The sequence below is a fragment of the Bradyrhizobium sp. CB2312 genome (genome assembly GCF_029714425.1).
Classification (GTDB): Bacteria; Pseudomonadota; Alphaproteobacteria; order Rhizobiales; family Xanthobacteraceae; genus Bradyrhizobium.
This window is the reverse complement of record NZ_CP121668.1, coordinates 7,809,218-7,823,593: the sequence shown is the minus strand read 5'-3', so window position 1 is coordinate 7,823,593 and position 14,376 is coordinate 7,809,218. Positions and strand designations below refer to the sequence as shown.

Annotated in this window: 18 protein-coding genes; 12 read left to right on the top strand and 6 right to left on the bottom strand. The window is 61.8% G+C overall.

From position 1 onward, the window contains the following. Window positions 1-53 precede the first annotated feature (53 nt). The 7 genes from QA642_RS37950 to QA642_RS37920 all read left to right on the top strand — a co-directional run bounded on the left by QA642_RS37950 (window position 54) and on the right by QA642_RS37920 (window position 5,715). A complete protein-coding gene (locus tag QA642_RS37950; protein ID WP_283081478.1) occupies window positions 54-908 on the top strand; it encodes a CheR family methyltransferase in 855 nt (284 codons plus the stop codon). Window positions 909-924: 16 nt separating this feature from the next. Beyond that, on the top strand, window positions 925-2,016 hold the full coding sequence (locus QA642_RS37945; RefSeq protein WP_283081477.1) for a chemotaxis response regulator protein-glutamate methylesterase: 1,092 nt from the start codon (window positions 925-927) through the stop codon (window positions 2,014-2,016). Between the two features lie 5 nt (window positions 2,017-2,021). Further along, the gene (locus QA642_RS37940; protein ID WP_283081476.1) at window positions 2,022-3,749 is read left to right on the top strand and encodes a chemotaxis protein; all 1,728 of its coding nucleotides are present in this window, start codon (window positions 2,022-2,024) and stop codon (window positions 3,747-3,749) included. A 152-nt stretch (window positions 3,750-3,901) separates the two neighbouring features. Continuing rightward, window positions 3,902-4,345 (top strand): hypothetical protein, encoded by a 444-nt coding sequence (locus tag QA642_RS37935; protein ID WP_283081475.1) that lies wholly within the window; start codon window positions 3,902-3,904, stop codon window positions 4,343-4,345. Between the two features lie 111 nt (window positions 4,346-4,456). Beyond that, a complete protein-coding gene (locus QA642_RS37930; protein ID WP_283081474.1) occupies window positions 4,457-4,741 on the top strand; it encodes a hypothetical protein in 285 nt (94 codons plus the stop codon). Window positions 4,742-4,885: 144 nt separating this feature from the next. Continuing rightward, window positions 4,886-5,329, top strand: a complete 444-nt coding sequence (locus QA642_RS37925; protein WP_283081473.1) for a CHRD domain-containing protein — start codon at window positions 4,886-4,888, stop codon at window positions 5,327-5,329. A 32-nt stretch (window positions 5,330-5,361) separates the two neighbouring features. After that, complete coding sequence (locus tag QA642_RS37920; protein ID WP_283081472.1) at window positions 5,362-5,715, top strand: hypothetical protein; 354 nt, start codon at window positions 5,362-5,364, stop codon at window positions 5,713-5,715. A gap of 468 nt (window positions 5,716-6,183) precedes the next feature. On the opposite strand, the gene QA642_RS37915 is transcribed toward QA642_RS37920, so the two are convergent. The 3 genes from QA642_RS37915 to QA642_RS37905 form a co-directional block, all read right to left on the bottom strand. Continuing rightward, window positions 6,184-6,549: a VanZ family protein gene (locus QA642_RS37915; RefSeq protein WP_283081471.1), complete on the bottom strand. Its 366-nt coding sequence runs from the start codon at window positions 6,547-6,549 to the stop codon at window positions 6,184-6,186. A gap of 803 nt (window positions 6,550-7,352) precedes the next feature. After that, entirely contained in the window at window positions 7,353-8,942 is a 1,590-nt protein-coding gene (locus QA642_RS37910) for an EAL domain-containing protein (protein WP_283081470.1), read from the bottom strand. Window positions 8,943-9,223: 281 nt separating this feature from the next. Next, window positions 9,224-9,397, bottom strand: a complete 174-nt coding sequence (locus QA642_RS37905) for a hypothetical protein (protein WP_283081469.1) — start codon at window positions 9,395-9,397, stop codon at window positions 9,224-9,226. A 670-nt stretch (window positions 9,398-10,067) separates the two neighbouring features. On the opposite strand from QA642_RS37905, the gene QA642_RS37900 reads away from it, so the two are divergent. The 5 genes from QA642_RS37900 to QA642_RS37880 all read left to right on the top strand — a co-directional run bounded on the left by QA642_RS37900 (window position 10,068) and on the right by QA642_RS37880 (window position 12,267). Continuing rightward, window positions 10,068-10,454, top strand: a complete 387-nt coding sequence (locus QA642_RS37900; protein ID WP_283081468.1) for a hypothetical protein — start codon at window positions 10,068-10,070, stop codon at window positions 10,452-10,454. A 266-nt stretch (window positions 10,455-10,720) separates the two neighbouring features. Continuing rightward, the gene (locus tag QA642_RS37895) at window positions 10,721-10,876 is read left to right on the top strand and encodes a hypothetical protein (RefSeq protein WP_283081467.1); all 156 of its coding nucleotides are present in this window, start codon (window positions 10,721-10,723) and stop codon (window positions 10,874-10,876) included. Window positions 10,877-11,033: 157 nt separating this feature from the next. Beyond that, the gene (locus tag QA642_RS37890; RefSeq protein ID WP_283081466.1) at window positions 11,034-11,192 is read left to right on the top strand and encodes a hypothetical protein; all 159 of its coding nucleotides are present in this window, start codon (window positions 11,034-11,036) and stop codon (window positions 11,190-11,192) included. A 319-nt stretch (window positions 11,193-11,511) separates the two neighbouring features. After that, window positions 11,512-11,796 (top strand): hypothetical protein, encoded by a 285-nt coding sequence (locus QA642_RS37885; protein ID WP_283081465.1) that lies wholly within the window; start codon window positions 11,512-11,514, stop codon window positions 11,794-11,796. 51 nt (window positions 11,797-11,847) lie between these two features. Continuing rightward, entirely contained in the window at window positions 11,848-12,267 is a 420-nt protein-coding gene (locus QA642_RS37880) for a hypothetical protein (RefSeq protein ID WP_283081464.1), read from the top strand. Window positions 12,268-12,359: 92 nt separating this feature from the next. Here the strand turns inward: QA642_RS37880 and QA642_RS37875 are convergent, their stop codons facing one another. The 3 genes from QA642_RS37875 to QA642_RS37865 all read right to left on the bottom strand — a co-directional run bounded on the left by QA642_RS37875 (window position 12,360) and on the right by QA642_RS37865 (window position 14,257). After that, the gene (locus QA642_RS37875) at window positions 12,360-12,686 is read right to left on the bottom strand and encodes a hypothetical protein (RefSeq protein WP_283081463.1); all 327 of its coding nucleotides are present in this window, start codon (window positions 12,684-12,686) and stop codon (window positions 12,360-12,362) included. Window positions 12,687-12,886: 200 nt separating this feature from the next. Next, window positions 12,887-13,519, bottom strand: coding sequence for a hypothetical protein (locus QA642_RS37870; protein ID WP_283081462.1), 633 nt, complete (start codon window positions 13,517-13,519; stop codon window positions 12,887-12,889). Between the two features lie 27 nt (window positions 13,520-13,546). Continuing rightward, entirely contained in the window at window positions 13,547-14,257 is a 711-nt protein-coding gene (locus tag QA642_RS37865; RefSeq protein WP_283081461.1) for a metallophosphoesterase family protein, read from the bottom strand. Between the last annotated feature and the right edge of the window lie 119 nt (window positions 14,258-14,376).

Genomic DNA, 14,376 nt, shown 5'->3' with positions numbered 1-14,376 from the left:
TCGGCCCGACATTCAGTGCAGGCGGCGGCCATCCCGGTTGGGGGCATGCAGCGATGATGCCCGCCATGCAGGATACGGCGGTGCATCTGTCCGACCGCCACTTCCGGACCATCGCCGACTTGATCGAGGGCCAGGTCGGCATCAAGCTGCCGCAGGGCAAGCGGCTGATGCTGGAGGGACGGTTGCACAAGCGCGTACGCGCGCTGAACTTCTCCGACCTCAACGAATATGTCGAGAACCTGTTCGAGGTCGAGCATTTCGATATCGAGCTCACCCATCTCATCGATGTAGTGACGACCAACAAGACCGACTTCTTCCGCGAACCTCAGCACTTCACGTTCATGCGTGACGTGGCCGTTCCCGCCCTGCTCAAGTCGCATGGACGCAGGAATGCGAACCTGAAGATCTGGAGCTCGGCGAGCTCCACGGGGATGGAAGCCTACACCACCGCCATGGTGCTGGACGACATGACGCGGAGCGGCTCGCGGTTTCAATACCGCATTCTCGGGACCGACATTTCGACGGCGGTGCTGCGCCTCGCCAAGACCGCGATCTATACCCGCGACGTGCTGGCTCCGGTGCCGGAGAACTTCGTGAAGCGATATTTCCTGTCGTCGCGCGACAAGTCGCGCTGCGAGGTACGGGTGGTGCCCGAGCTGCGGCGCATGACGCATTTCATGCGGATGAATCTCATGGATTCCTCCTATCCGGTGGATCGCGACGTCGACATCATCTTCTGCCGCAACGTCCTGATCTATTTCGAGCGCGAGACGCAGCGCAAGGTGATCGAGCAATTGTGCAGCCATTTGCGGCCCGGCGGCTATCTCCTGGTCGGGCATTCGGAATCGATGATCCACAGTGCAGTGCCGGGTCTGAAGCAAGTCCAGCCAACCATTTTCAAGGTCTGATCGGAGCGCCGCCCAAATGCCGAGGGAGAAAGTTCGCGTACTGATCGTGGACGATTCGGCGTCGGTGCGCCAAATCCTGCAAACGATCCTCAACGACGACCCTGATATCGAGGTGATGGGGACGGCGTCCGACCCGTTCGCGGCGGCGCGCCGCCTCCAGAACGAGATTCCCGACGTCATCATTCTCGACATCGAGATGCCCAAAATGGACGGCATGACATTCCTGCGCAAGATCATGGCGCAGCGTCCGATCCCGGTGATCATCTGCTCCTCGCTCACCGAAGAGGGGTCGAACGTGATGTTTGAGGCGTTCGAGGCTGGCGCGGTCGATATCGTGCCGAAGCCGAAGATCGACACGCGCCAGGCGCTGCTCGAATGCTCCACGCGGCTGCGCGAGGCCGTGAAGTCGGCGGCGCGCGCGCGGGTGCGTCCGCGGTCCGAACGTCGCGTGGTCGAGAAGAAGCTGACGGCCGACGCCATCATCCCGCCGCCGGTGCTGGGCAAAGTACGGCCAACGACGGAGCGCATCGTGTGCATCGGTGCATCGACCGGCGGGACCGAGGCCCTCAACGACGTCCTCGAGATGCTGCCGCCGCACTGTCCTCCGCTTCTCATCGTCCAGCACATGCCGGCAGGTTTCACGGCGGCCTTTGCCAGGCGTCTCGACAGCGTCTGCCAGATCCGCGTCAAGGAAGCCGAGGATGGCGAACCGGTGCTGCCGGGCTACGCCTATATCGCGCCCGGCGCCCGTCACATGCTGCTTCAGCGCATCGGCCTGCGCTACCAGATCGCGATCAAGGACGGCCCGCCGGTGTCGCGGCATCGTCCCTCCGTGGACGTGCTGTTCCGCTCGGCGGCCCAGCACGCGAGCGCCAATGCGCTCGGCGTGATCATGACCGGCATGGGTGACGACGGCGCCCGCGGCATGCTGGAGATGCGCAAGCTCGGCGCTTCGACGCGGGCACAGGATGAAGAGAGTTGCGTCGTGTTCGGCATGCCCAAGGAAGCCATCGCCCATGGCGGTGTCGAGAAAGTGGTCTCGCTGCACCATATCCCGCGCGAGATCATGCTTTGGTACCAGGCCGGGCATGTCGCGGCGGCAGGTTGATCACAATGCCCGCCATTCCGGCCAATACGCTCGCTGAATCGATCGCTGCGATCGAGGATGTCTCGTCGCGGATCGAGGACGTCTTCGCGCGCGTCGGTCATGATCTCGGCCGCGGCCACCTCATCTTCAAGGAGCTGAACCAGGGCCTTGCGACGCTCTCCGAGGAGCTCTCCGGCGCCGAGATCGAGGGCGCTGCCACCGCGTTGCAGGACATCGCGGCGCGGCTGAGTGAGCTGGCAGAGGCGCTGCCGGCGGAAAGTACCCTGCTGGAGACGATCGGCAAGAGCACGGCGGAGGCCTCGTCGCTGCTCAAGCCGCTGTTCAAGCACATCCAGATGATCACCATCATCGCCCGCAGCGCGCGGATCGAGGCGGCCTCGCTCGACGGCGACCGCGAGGGCTTTCTCGCCTTCACCCAGGAGGCCTACGATCTCGGCAAGGCCGTGCAGGGCTCGATCGAAGGCTGCGCGAAGGACCAGCAGCGTCTGTCGGATGCCGTCGCCACGGCGTCCGGCCGGCAGAAGGAATTCGAGAGCCGCTACGCCAAGCAGCTGGTGGCCGAGAGCGCCGAGCTCGGTGCGGCCTATTCCGGGTTGCGCGAGCAGCGCCGCAATGGCAGAGAGCTCGCCGACCTCGCGAGCGCCAGCACCAGGAAGATCGCCGAGGCGGTCGGCGGTGCGATCATTTCGCTTCAGGCCGGCGACAGCACGCGCCAGCGTCTCGAGCATGTCTGTCACGGCCTTGGCCTTGCGTCGGGATCATCCACGAGCCTCGTTCCCGAACCGGTCGCGAGCGAAGACGGCGCGCGCGCGATCTGCCAGTTGCAGGCGGCCCTGCTCAGGGACGCCCAGCGCGAGTTCGGCGGCGACATCGGCCAGATCGTTCGCGCGCTGTCCGCCATCCTGCGCGACGCGGCCAGTGTCGTCGGCCACGGCCGCACGCTGTTCGGCGGCGAGGAGGGCGGCTCGTCGTCATTCCTGGCGCGCATCAAGCAGACGCTGGCGCATGCCTCGACCCTGATCGCCACCTGCGAAAGCGCCGGCCGCGCGGTCGACGAGGCGCTCGCCATCGTCGAGGACACGCTGGCAAAGTTTCGTCAGGCGATCGCCGGGCTCGCCGAGGCGACCGTCGACATCACCCTGATCGGGATGAATGCCGGCCTCAAAGCGAGCCATCTCGGCAGCCGCGGTAGCGCCTTCGTCGTGATCGCGAACGAGCTCAAGGCGACCGCCGATCAGGTCTCGGCCGGCGCAGGGCGCCTGCGGCCCGTGCTCGATGGTATCGAACGCTCGGCAAAGGAGCTGAAGGAGCTGCGCGTGCAGGGCGATCCCACCCAGCTTGCCAAGCTCGAGCCGCAGATCCTGCAGGCGCTGCGCGAGGTCGAGGCCGGAAACGAACGGCTCGGCAGGCTGATGAGCCGGCTCGTCGATGAAGGTGCCGAGTTCGAGGGGCTGATGAATTCGGCGCAGGGCCTGATGACCACGCTCGGCGAAGGCTCCGCGGCATTGCCCGCGGTCGCCGTACGCCTCGAGACCGCGAGCGGGGGCGCGCAGCCGCCGCAGCCGGAGGGGCGGGATCAGGCGATGCTCGACGGTCTCTTCGCGCGCTACACGATGGAGCGCGAGCGGGACGTCCATCGCGAATTCCTGCACACGCTTGGGCTGGCGTCGATCGCCACCGCGCGTCGGGTCGAGGCGGTCGAGACAGCGGATGACGGCATAGAATTGTTCTGACGTCCGCCGCCGCGCCTTTGCGTGCGCGCCGACAGCAATTTGACGGGTTGGCTTTGCAGGACGTTAACCGTGGCGAAATGCTCGTCGCATCGGTCATTGTCGCGCCCCAGAGTTGGTCGCAAATACGCATGGAATTGCGACGGATGTTTTTCATGCTGAGAGACGGCAAATACGCTGCCTGGTTCAGAACCCCGCGTGGCCAGGGCACTGGCGTCGTACATCTGGCCGAAGGGCGGATCTCGGGCAGCGACAGCTTCTTCACCTATGGTGGATCCTATCGCGTCGACGAGCAGCGCTTCACGGCCCTCCTGACCACGAAGCGGTATGCCGACGGCCCGCCGACCGTGTTCGGGCATGACGAGGTCGAGGTCGAGCTCTCCGGCGTGTGCAGCGGGGCGATGGCGACCTGCTCGGGAACGGCCAGGCAAGCGCCTGACGTCATGTTCGAGGCGACGCTGATCTACTGCCAGGAGGATCAACCTGCCGCCGAGACGCGACGTGCCGTCGTGAAGCTCAATGACAAATTGCCCAAGGGGCTCGATAGCCGTTCCCGGCCGCGCCACTTCCCTGGGCCTCCCAGGTCTCCCGCATCTTAGTACTGCATTGACGCTGTTGCCTCGAAAAGACGCCGCAGCCGGACCGAAGAAACCGTGCCTTTAGACGTGAAATCTAAATCTGAAGCCCGATAACGGTGGTGGAAGAAGAACATGCCTCAGATCTGGATGACCTATAACGAACTCGGAAGACTGTGCGATTGCGACAGCAGTGAAGCCAGGTTGAGAGCCATTCACCTGTCACTTGACCGTCGCAGGAGCCGCGACGGAACGACGCGCGTCAAACTGGATCTGGCGTTGACGGCCAAGTTCTTCGCCTCCGTCCGCGAGTCGGATTTCGATCTCGACGGCGCCATCGAGGCGCTCCAGGCCACGCATCAGCAGATGGCCGAACTCCTGACACCGCACGAGTTGCTCGGCAGGCGCGGGGTGGCTTGAGCCGTCGCTAGGGGCGGGCCATTGCGATCCGCACGGAGATTTCCGCTATCCCTGCTCCGAATCAGGCATAAATTCGGCTCCGGAATTTCCGGCTGGGCCTCGGGGTTTCAACCCGCACGGGCATACAGCCTGCAGGAGGATGCCATGAGGACAGCCGCATATCGGGCGTGCGTGACGCTGGTGGGAACAGCTCTGTTCGGCGCGGCGATTGCGACCGCAGCGCCGGCCAGCGCTGAGGTCGTGAAACTTCAGGCCGACCTCAAAGGCGGCAATGAGGTGCCTCCAAACAATTCGCCCGGCACGGGCAAGGCGGAAGCGACCTACGATACCGAGACGAAAACTCTCACCTACACGGTCACCTTTGCCGGCCTGACGGGCCCGGCGATGGGGGCCCATTTCCATGGCCCCGGCGAAGCCGGCAAGAACGCCGGCATCGCCTTGCCGTTCAAGACGGTGCAGAGCCCGATCCAGGGCAGCGCTACGCTCACCGACACGCAGGCTGCGGACCTGCTGGCTGGCAAGTGGTACGCGAACATCCACACCGCCACGAATCCGGGTGGCGAGTTGCGCGGGCAGATGACGAAATAGAGGCTGCCGCCAAATCCAGTTCAAGCGGCTTAGTGCAGGCGAACGGCCTTGGCCCGGAGCGGTCACGCTCAAGATCGTTAAAAGGCCGCTCTGTGGCAACGAAGCGTCGCCATTTCGTCGTACTTTCGCGCAATGGCATCACGCTGGAATTGATTGTCGGACCCAGCATGAAGCACGTGTTCCCTCTGGCCGTTGCCGCAGCCCTGCTTTTTCACACCGATGCGCGCGCCATGCTGCGCGACGCTTCGATCGACCATGACCTTGGCGGGGTCAAGAGGTCGTTCGAGGTCATGTTGCGCTCGCATAGCGGCCGAGCGGCCGATCTCGGAACCGCGCGTGCGGTGGTTCGCGGTCAGGAAGCGCCGGAAGAACCGGTGAGCCGCTGATCAGAGGCGCGTCTCGGCGAGGGGGCAGCAGGCTTGATTGACGTCGCCGATCAAATGTGGGCGTCTTCAATCAATTTACGGATAGGCAAGGCGCAACACGCCTACTGCTGACGACCAATTCCCAACTCTTTCTGCAATTGCGGCGAAAGCCCCATCGCGCCCTCGGTACGCCCTTGGCCGGTTCCCAAGTTTCGAGTCGATGGTGTCGGAGAGGAGGACGTTCCCGTAGCGCTGGTGGCCGGGGCGGGTGAACCGGACGTCGTGCCAGTGTAGCCACTGCGCACACCGCTCGGATAGGTGCCTTGGGCGACTGCCGAGGACGATGTGGCAATGAGCAAAGCTCCACCCAGAAGCACATGAAGTTTGCGGGCCATCGTTCGAAATCCTCTCAACAGGGTGTGCATTGTGGATGAGAAGCCGCAGTTTGCCAATCCGCTGCGAGCTTTGAGCAGAGTATGCAGAACGTGTCTAGGATGGAGGTCTCGGCAAGAAGGCAAGAATTGTCTGAGCCAACAGGACACCGACTGTTCCGCCAGCTGCTTTCTGCAGCACGTCCACCAGGGCCGGATCGCGATCGGGCGTCAGAGCTTGCAGAACCTCGAGCCCGATTGCGACTGACAGCACGAGCATGCAAGCCAGGCGGAAGCGTCCAGGCAGCAAAAAAGACAAGAGAAAGCCCAGTAGTCCATAAGCGCTGAACCGCTCGACGACGACGATCCAATAGGCTTCGTGATGGCCGACAAGCACGGGGCGACCCGCCAACTTCGCCAAGGTGGCGTAAGTTATCAGGGCAAAGCAGACGCCAGTGGCCGTGACGAGGGGGTTGCGAAACATGTCGGCACCATACCCAACCCTGCGAGTTGGTGCCGGAAAACCCTTTGCTATCGTTAAGGAGGCCGGTGCCCCTCGGTACGACGAGAGCGCGACTGACGGTTCGTAGCAACAGAGCAATCTTCATCGGGCCCGGCGAAGGCCGGGCCGGAACCCCGCCGAGATCAGCCGCTGCGACGGCCGTTTGATGCAACCCTAGGCATCTGAGCGACATTTCCGCCGCGAGGACGGAGCAGGAACTGTGGCGGCTCCGACGGCTTGGAGGGGCGCACATACGGCTTCAGCTTGAGATATTTTGTACGACGTCTCTGCGAGACCACGGATCGCGTGCCATAACCAGCCGCGAACGAAATCGCCACGATGGCAGCCAAGAATATGATGTCAAACATGCAAAGGTACCACCATCGGAGAGCTTGTCCGTCCGATACCGGTGCTGGCCAACATTCATAAGGCAGTTTTGCGGACTTCCGATGACTCGCGATCACATGAATTTGCCCGCGATGACCGGAACTTTCGATCCATCCGCAGAATGCCTCCTCAAGGTCGGGGTGAACGTGTGTCAACATCGTGAACAATTGCGTCGCGCCCGTTCAGAAGGCAATTCGCCTGAACCTGCGTCGGCGCCGCCGTGAACGCAGCTCGCGAATGCCGTAACCCGCGGCAAATCCAGCCGCAAAAATAGCCAATAGGAAGAGCAGTGCCAGCATGGCACCCTCTAAGCATTTGCCGTGCCAGCTCGGATTCGTCAGACGTGAAGGCGCTCCTTGCAGGCGGCTGCTTTCGAGCCGGCTCGCCGACCTGCTTTTCTACGCAACAAGCGCGGCTGTTTGTGTCCCGCCCTCGAGGCCAGCCAATCTACGTCTCTCAAGAAGCTCGACGAATTCCTCGACGGGCAATGGCGCGGAGACGAGATAGCCCTGGCCCTCTTCGACGCCGCAGGAGATCAGGGCGCGGACCTGCTCTTCGGTCTCGATCCCTTCCGCGATCACACTCATGCTTAGATCGCCCGCGAGCGCGACCAGCATCTCCACGATGGCCGTGGTCGACGCATCCACCGCGATGGTGTCGACGAAGAACTTGTCGATCTTGATGGTGTTGGCGCCCAGGCCTTTCAAGCGCGATAGCCCGCTATGGCCGACGCCGACGTCGTCGATGGCAACGCGGAAGCCATGCTCGCGTAACTCGCTCACCACGGCTGCGGCGCGCACAAGGTCATCGAGTTCGTCGCGTTCGGTCACCTCGATCACAATCTGACGTGTGGAGACCCTGGCCGCACCGACGGTGCTGCGCAGCGTCTCGATGAAACCCGCGCTCAAGAGGTGCTTGGGCACGACATTGAGCGAAAGCTTGAATTCCTTGTCGGCCTTCAGGTGCGGCTGCAGGTCGGCCAGGGCACGGCCGAGAAGCTGCCAAGTCATGCCTTGGATCCGTCCGCTGGACTCCGCCAACGGGATGAAATTCATTGGAGGCACGACGGAGCCATCCTCGCGCAGCCAACGCACCAGGATCTCGCATCCTTTGATCTGCCTGGTCTTGAGATCGAAGACTGGCTGAAAATAGGGCCTGAATTCGCCGCGTGCCAAGGCGCGGTCGAGATCGGCGACGGGGCCCTCTACGCGCCGCGTCCGCGACAGCAGCAGGCCGAAGATCGCGCCCAGCGCGAGCGAGAGAGCCATGGCCGGCCAATAGACCTGGCTGTTCCATGTCGACAGAACGGTCCGGTCGATGCGGATCGTCGTGCGCAGCGGGTAACGTGCCGAGCGCTTCTCGAAATCGACCGGATGCGGCAACGCCTTGTCGGCATCAAGCATGAATTCGCCAAGCTGCGCGCCGTTCGTGAGCGCCAACAGGACCTGACCATGCGCACGCAATTCCGCCGGCATGATATCGAACAGGCTGGAGTTGATGCCGAGGATGGCGACCAGCGCCTTGTTGTTGCCGATGTCCCTGAGTACGCCGAGGGCGTCGCCGCCGAATTGCTCGACGCGGAACAGCATCAGCCCCGCATCGCGCGAGGCCAGCATGTCGCCGCGATCGACCCAGCCCTTGTCGAATTCGAGCGTCTCCGAATAGGCCGAGCAGATCACCGAGCCGTCGGCGTTGACCAGTCGCACATCCTTGACCGCCGAGCGCCGATAGACGTGGAGACGGATCGCCTGCAACGCGGCCGGATCGCAGGTGGCGAGCCCTCGGATTGCCAACTGGTCGAGGCTTGCTGCGGCAAAGTCGACCGCGAGCTCTGAGCGGCGCGTAACGACCTCGGTCAGCTCTTCCAGATGGCGCGCCTGCTGATCGTGAATGAATTGTATAGCGGCGAAGTGGCCGCCTAGTCCAAACGTCACCGCGCCCGCAAGCACGAGCACCGCCGTCGCAAATCTCGGCCGTATCGATCGCATCCGGCCCCGGGCAGGGTTAAAAGAGGATTATCCGAACTTAACCCGGAGGCGCTAAGATAAGGTTTAAGACGGGCCGACTAACAACCGCCGGGCGCCCGTTCCAGGTTGTGCTCGGTACGCCCTGTGACCCGCTGTTCTGCTCCGGGCCGCCCAACCACCGCAGACGGGCTCCTTATGGCTGGTGGAATTGCCGGGGTAGGCGCCGGGGCAGCCGGATCTCGCTCAAACGCGGAGAGCGGGGTGTGGTTGCCAAGCGGCTCAGCTGCCCTTCCGCCGGGCTGCTAGCCTTTCTTGGTTGCCTTCGACTTGAGCGACAGGCCGAGGCGCATGGCCATCCGCTTGATTGCGTCGGGTGATCGCCCGAGCTGTTTCGCTGCCTCTTCCAGCGAGGTCGAAGACTTGGCCAATTCCATGAGGCGGCGGTCTTCCTTGAATGACCAGGGCTTGCGCGCCATAACCGAAACTATCCTCTCACGTCGACACGACGACAAAGCCGCCAAGCGGTTCGCTCAGCGGCTTTGCTTGGGTGGGGCCGGGCTTGGGGGAGCCCGGTGCGGAGATGGATAGGCGATCCGACGAAACGCGCAACAAAGACTGGGAATTAAGCTAACCTCTCAACCTTACCGCGACGAAATCGGTGCGCGATCCACGTATAACCACGGAGTTTTCGTGAGTGACGGCGGCTTACGGGCGAGTGGCTGTGATCTAGACTGCCCCCGCCTCTATAAGGCTCTCGCAGAGCGAGTTTGTGCGAGCCCGTTTCAAGTTCGCATTCGCTGTAGCGTCCCGGGAGGAATGGCGGTGCCGACCGAGAACTCGTCGCGCAGACGATATCGACGTCGAGCGTTGCTTCGAAGCGTGAGTTGATCTTGCAGGCCTCGCCGTCCTTGCTCTGTTCGCCGCCGAGGGGCCTCGCCTGACGGGCGACGCAAGGCCGACTGCCGCAGGCGATACGCTCCATGTTCTCGAGCTCAGGCCGAATTCCTGCGAGCTGGTGTTAAATGACGGAGGTTGTGCAACTGGTTCTCTATCAGTCGCTGCTGACACAGTCGCACTGATGAACTACTATGGGCCTTGAATGGTCGGACGATCGCAATGCTCCCTATGAGACCGGATTTCGGCGCCATGGTTGCGTTGGTCGTGATGATTCAGGCCTGGAGTGGTCAGGCTCGGGCCGGCGACGAGGTCTCGATGGCTGGTTCGGCGGCCGAAAGCGAGGCTAGTGATCTCGTTGCATCCCCCGATAGTCATATCTCCCGTGAAGATTGGAAGCGCCGGATCGGGGAGGCTCGCTCGCGGGCTGAGCAGGCACGACGGGAGTGGCGACTAAATGCTCCGTTGCGGACGTTCGTGCCAGACCCGCCGGAGAAAATCGCCACTGAACGTGTGCTGAGCAATGACACGCTGCAGCCAGGAGATATCGTCTCGACGGACAAGGGCTTCTTTGTCTTCCGCGGGCGGTCGGGCACCGACGGACAGGCTGCGGATTTCGTGCCGATAGCTCCGCGCTAGCTTGCCTCGGCGACGTTCATTGCCCGCTCGCGCTCACGCCTTGCAGGATCATGCCGATCGAGACGAAACGAATCATCGCGCGCGAAATCGTGACGATCGTGTCAACTCTGGTTCACAATCGATCAAGTCATGATGCGCGCACGCAACATGCTCCTCCGTGAATTCTCCCCTCGATGGATTCCTGCGCCTCATCTCATGAGGACGCGTCACGAGATCGTCGAATTCGTTCGCTTATGATCGCGCAAACAAACAATGCGAACACGCAGATGCTTCAAAAAGCCTGGGCGGCATTGCCGCTCACCAAGATCAAAGAACGGGCATTCGAAGGCGCATTCTTCAGTGTTGTGCTGATCGCGATGGCCGGCTGGGTCTATTTCATCACGCTATCGCTGCTGAGATTGATCCTGTGGCTCGTCGGCTGACTGCATGCGGGTGATCGATCCTCAAGCAGATGGCTGCCCAATATTTCTCGCCTGTGAAAACGAAATCAGCAGCACTCATCACGATATCGACAAATCTGGGGGGTGAGAATGCTGTGTCTGGGAGAAGGAAACGTTCCGCAAATGGAAAGACTTCCCAATGACACCGGTCTTGATCGTAGGCTTGATCTTCTTCGCGGGCTTCGGAGTTGGCTATCTCGCGCGTGCCTTGCGTTCGCGCAAGCGCAAGCACATGCGCCAGCTTTACGCGCCCTATGGCGCGCCGACATCCCGGCCGGCCGCGCGGCGCGCTTTTTAGACGACACGACTGGAAGGCAGCTACCGTGATGGCAACATCTGCCCGGAGCGACTGGGCGGCGTCCGCGATGACCAAGGTAACCATGTCCACTTAGGTTAAATCGCGGCCGCCGTTGTCTATCGGTTTGGTGATGGCTAGGTTCCGCATGGATTTCAGGCAAATGATTTTGCATCCTTGCGCTGTTGAGTGGGAATTGAATTGATGATCTGGCTCGTCGCTTTGGCCGTCCCGGTTGTGGCGGGACCGGTTTTCGTGTGGGCCTATGGCCGCCGGCTTGGCGCGCTAGGCGGACCGTGGATCTGGGAAGAGGCGGCGCGTCATGACTGATCTGAGGAACAATGCGCCGCGGCGATATTTCGTGGATGCGGGCGGGCGACGAGTTTTGATTGGGCTGACGCTTGAAGAGACCTTCGAGTTCGAACGGCTGGACAGCAAACCGGTTGCCGACCTATCCGAGGGCCAGGTTCTCCGCGACGGGAAGGTCCCGTGGCCGGCAGCCGGTGAGCAGCGCTGGCAGGAACTGTACGCCAAGCACGACGGTGCCTGGAAGGCGTGGTTGGTGCAGAACCGTGGTGAACGGGCCGTAGGCTTTAGCCTTTATTAACTATCCCGGACCCATTTTCTGGTCTGGCGCTTCCAACCGGAAAATGAACGCATGTTCCAGCTGTTCTTGCGGGCCCGCACCCACAACTTCTTGAGAGGCCATAGCCGGGGAGAGCAGGAGTTTCGTGCGCGTTCGCCCGAACGCGACATGGAAACCGACCGCTCCCGGATCGGGGCCATCATGACAGCGATCGAAGATGCCCTGCACGCTGCCGAGCGTGAGCAGTCAGGCCTGAGCCGTCGCGTGGAAGACGTGCTCGCGCGGGCTGCCGTGACGCTCGGCAATGGCGATGACGAATATCTGGAGCGCGATGACCTGGACAATCATCATCAGGATCTCTTCGACAAGGAGATCCTGAACGGGCAGCGCAGGCTCAAGGAGCTGGGCTCCTCGATCGCGCACTTCAAATTCCTGAAGGCGGCAATGCTGAGCCGCTTTCCGGAATTCAGGTCACCCGCCAGCACAAACTAGTTAGACCGCACCGCAGCCATTGAAGCCAGCGGCAATCGCAGCCCTGACAGCGCTCAACCCGCGTCTGCGCTCAGGCAGCGAATCTGCGCGCCTTAGTACTGAAGAACGTGCTCGGGAAATGCGGGATTTGCATAGCGCGCGTATGTGCGAACCCGACCGTAGTAGTAGTGAGGTTCATCCCGGGTTCGCGGATCAAAAGCGTAGGAATATGCCTGTCCGAGCGAACGATGACGTACATGGACGACGATCGGGCAGCCGCAACGCGGACCGCAATAGGGATTGGGGCCGCGATCGATATAGGGAACAGCCGAAGCGTGGCGAACGGCGACCGGCGGAACGGCGTAATCGGCCGCGAAAGATGGTGAGGCGACGGCAGTCAGGCTCGTCGCAAGGGCGAGAAATCCGAGAAGAGATCGCATGGCTGTATTTCCCCAATTGGGACAATCTTAGACGTTCTCGTCCGAACGGGCAAGTTGGCTCCTGGACGGCCGGGTATCGCGCAATAAACAGACAAACATCTAAAGCGCGATGAGATCGGGATGATTCGTGATCGCGCTTTAGGTTATTGTTTGAGCATGATCTTTTCGGAAAACCGCTGCGCACTTTTCCGGATTATGCTTTAGCCGCGTAGCGCGCCGACAAAGGAGGGGTCGACCGCCTGTACGGCTTGCTCCAGGAAGGCTTTGCCCTGCTTGGAGGCTTGCCGGTAGGCCTTGACGAGCGCCACCCTCAATTCCGGGCGGCGCGTCAACATCAGCCGCACGTCGCCTCGCGCGAGCTCCGCAAGCTCAAGATCGAAAAGTGCATCGGCAGAGGTCGCGGTATAAAGCCGCATCGGCATCAAGCGAACGTCGTTCGCCCCCGTGATGTAGGCCATCCTGAGCGCCCCGACCACCGCCGGGCCACTGGGGTCACGTTGGGCTTCGAGAAGGGCTAACGTCAGCCATAACCCGGCGTCGTAGGGCGTTTCAGACAGCGCCGATATGACGCGCGATCGGGCATGATCGTTCCTCGGAGAGGCTTTTCCATCCCGAACGGCATCTAGTGCTTCGATGAGCGTGTGATTGCTTTCAAGGTCCGATCTGAACGGAATGCCACCGGGCCAACCTGGAGCTTCGTGCAGCTGTTTCGAGAGCTTGGGATCGTCAGGAAAAACTGGTCGCGCACTGGCAGCCAATTCCGCGGCGCCAGAGACGAAGCCGTAGCATCCTACGAGCAGTGACAAGGCGATCAGGCTGATCCGGAAGAGCATCGATGAACTCGTGGCCGAGCATTATGCTCAAAGCGCCAGGAGACTATGCCCTTGAATAGTCAACAAGGTCAAATTGCCCGTTGCATAAGCGCCGGTGTCGATGTTGACCCGGTTGGGACGGATATCGGGCTCCTGAACCGGTGTGTGTCCATGGACGACGTATTTGCCGAAACGAGCCTCGCTTCGAAGAAATTCCTCTCGGATCCAGAGGAGGTCGTGCTCCTGCTGACGTGCCAGCGGAACGCCCGGTCTGACGCCGGCGTGAACGAAGAAGAAGTCGCCGCAGACAAAACGGGGGCGCAGACCCTGAAAGAATCTATGCTGATGAGGCGGAATTCTTGCCGACAGCTCCTGGATGAGCTCGGCTTGTTCGGCCGCGCTGGGGTTGAGCGAGGGTTTGAGGCCGTAGGATGTCAGGGTCTGCAGGCCGCCGAACTGCTTCCATTGATCGAATTGGGCGGGATCCTTCAGGACATCCAGCAGGAACTCCTCATGATTGCCCTTGAGAAACACCGACTCATGCTTGCGACCTCGCTCGATCAACAGTTCGATGGTGCGGTACGAATCCGGGCCACGATCGATGTAGTCGCCGAGAAAGACATGGATCGGCCGCATCGAGCCGATCGTCGTAAGATCCTTGTCGATGACGGTAAACATCTGCTGGAGAAGGTTTGCGCATCCGTGGACGTCGCTGATCGCATAGATCCGGATGCCATTCGGCAACCTCGGCTTCGGCATTTGCGCCTTCGAACGGGGCCATTTGATCATAGCGACTTGGGGACCTGTAATGCCTGCAGGTAGTACGATTCGGATAACGCGACCGTAACTCCCATCCTAAACAGATTCAGTAAGCAATT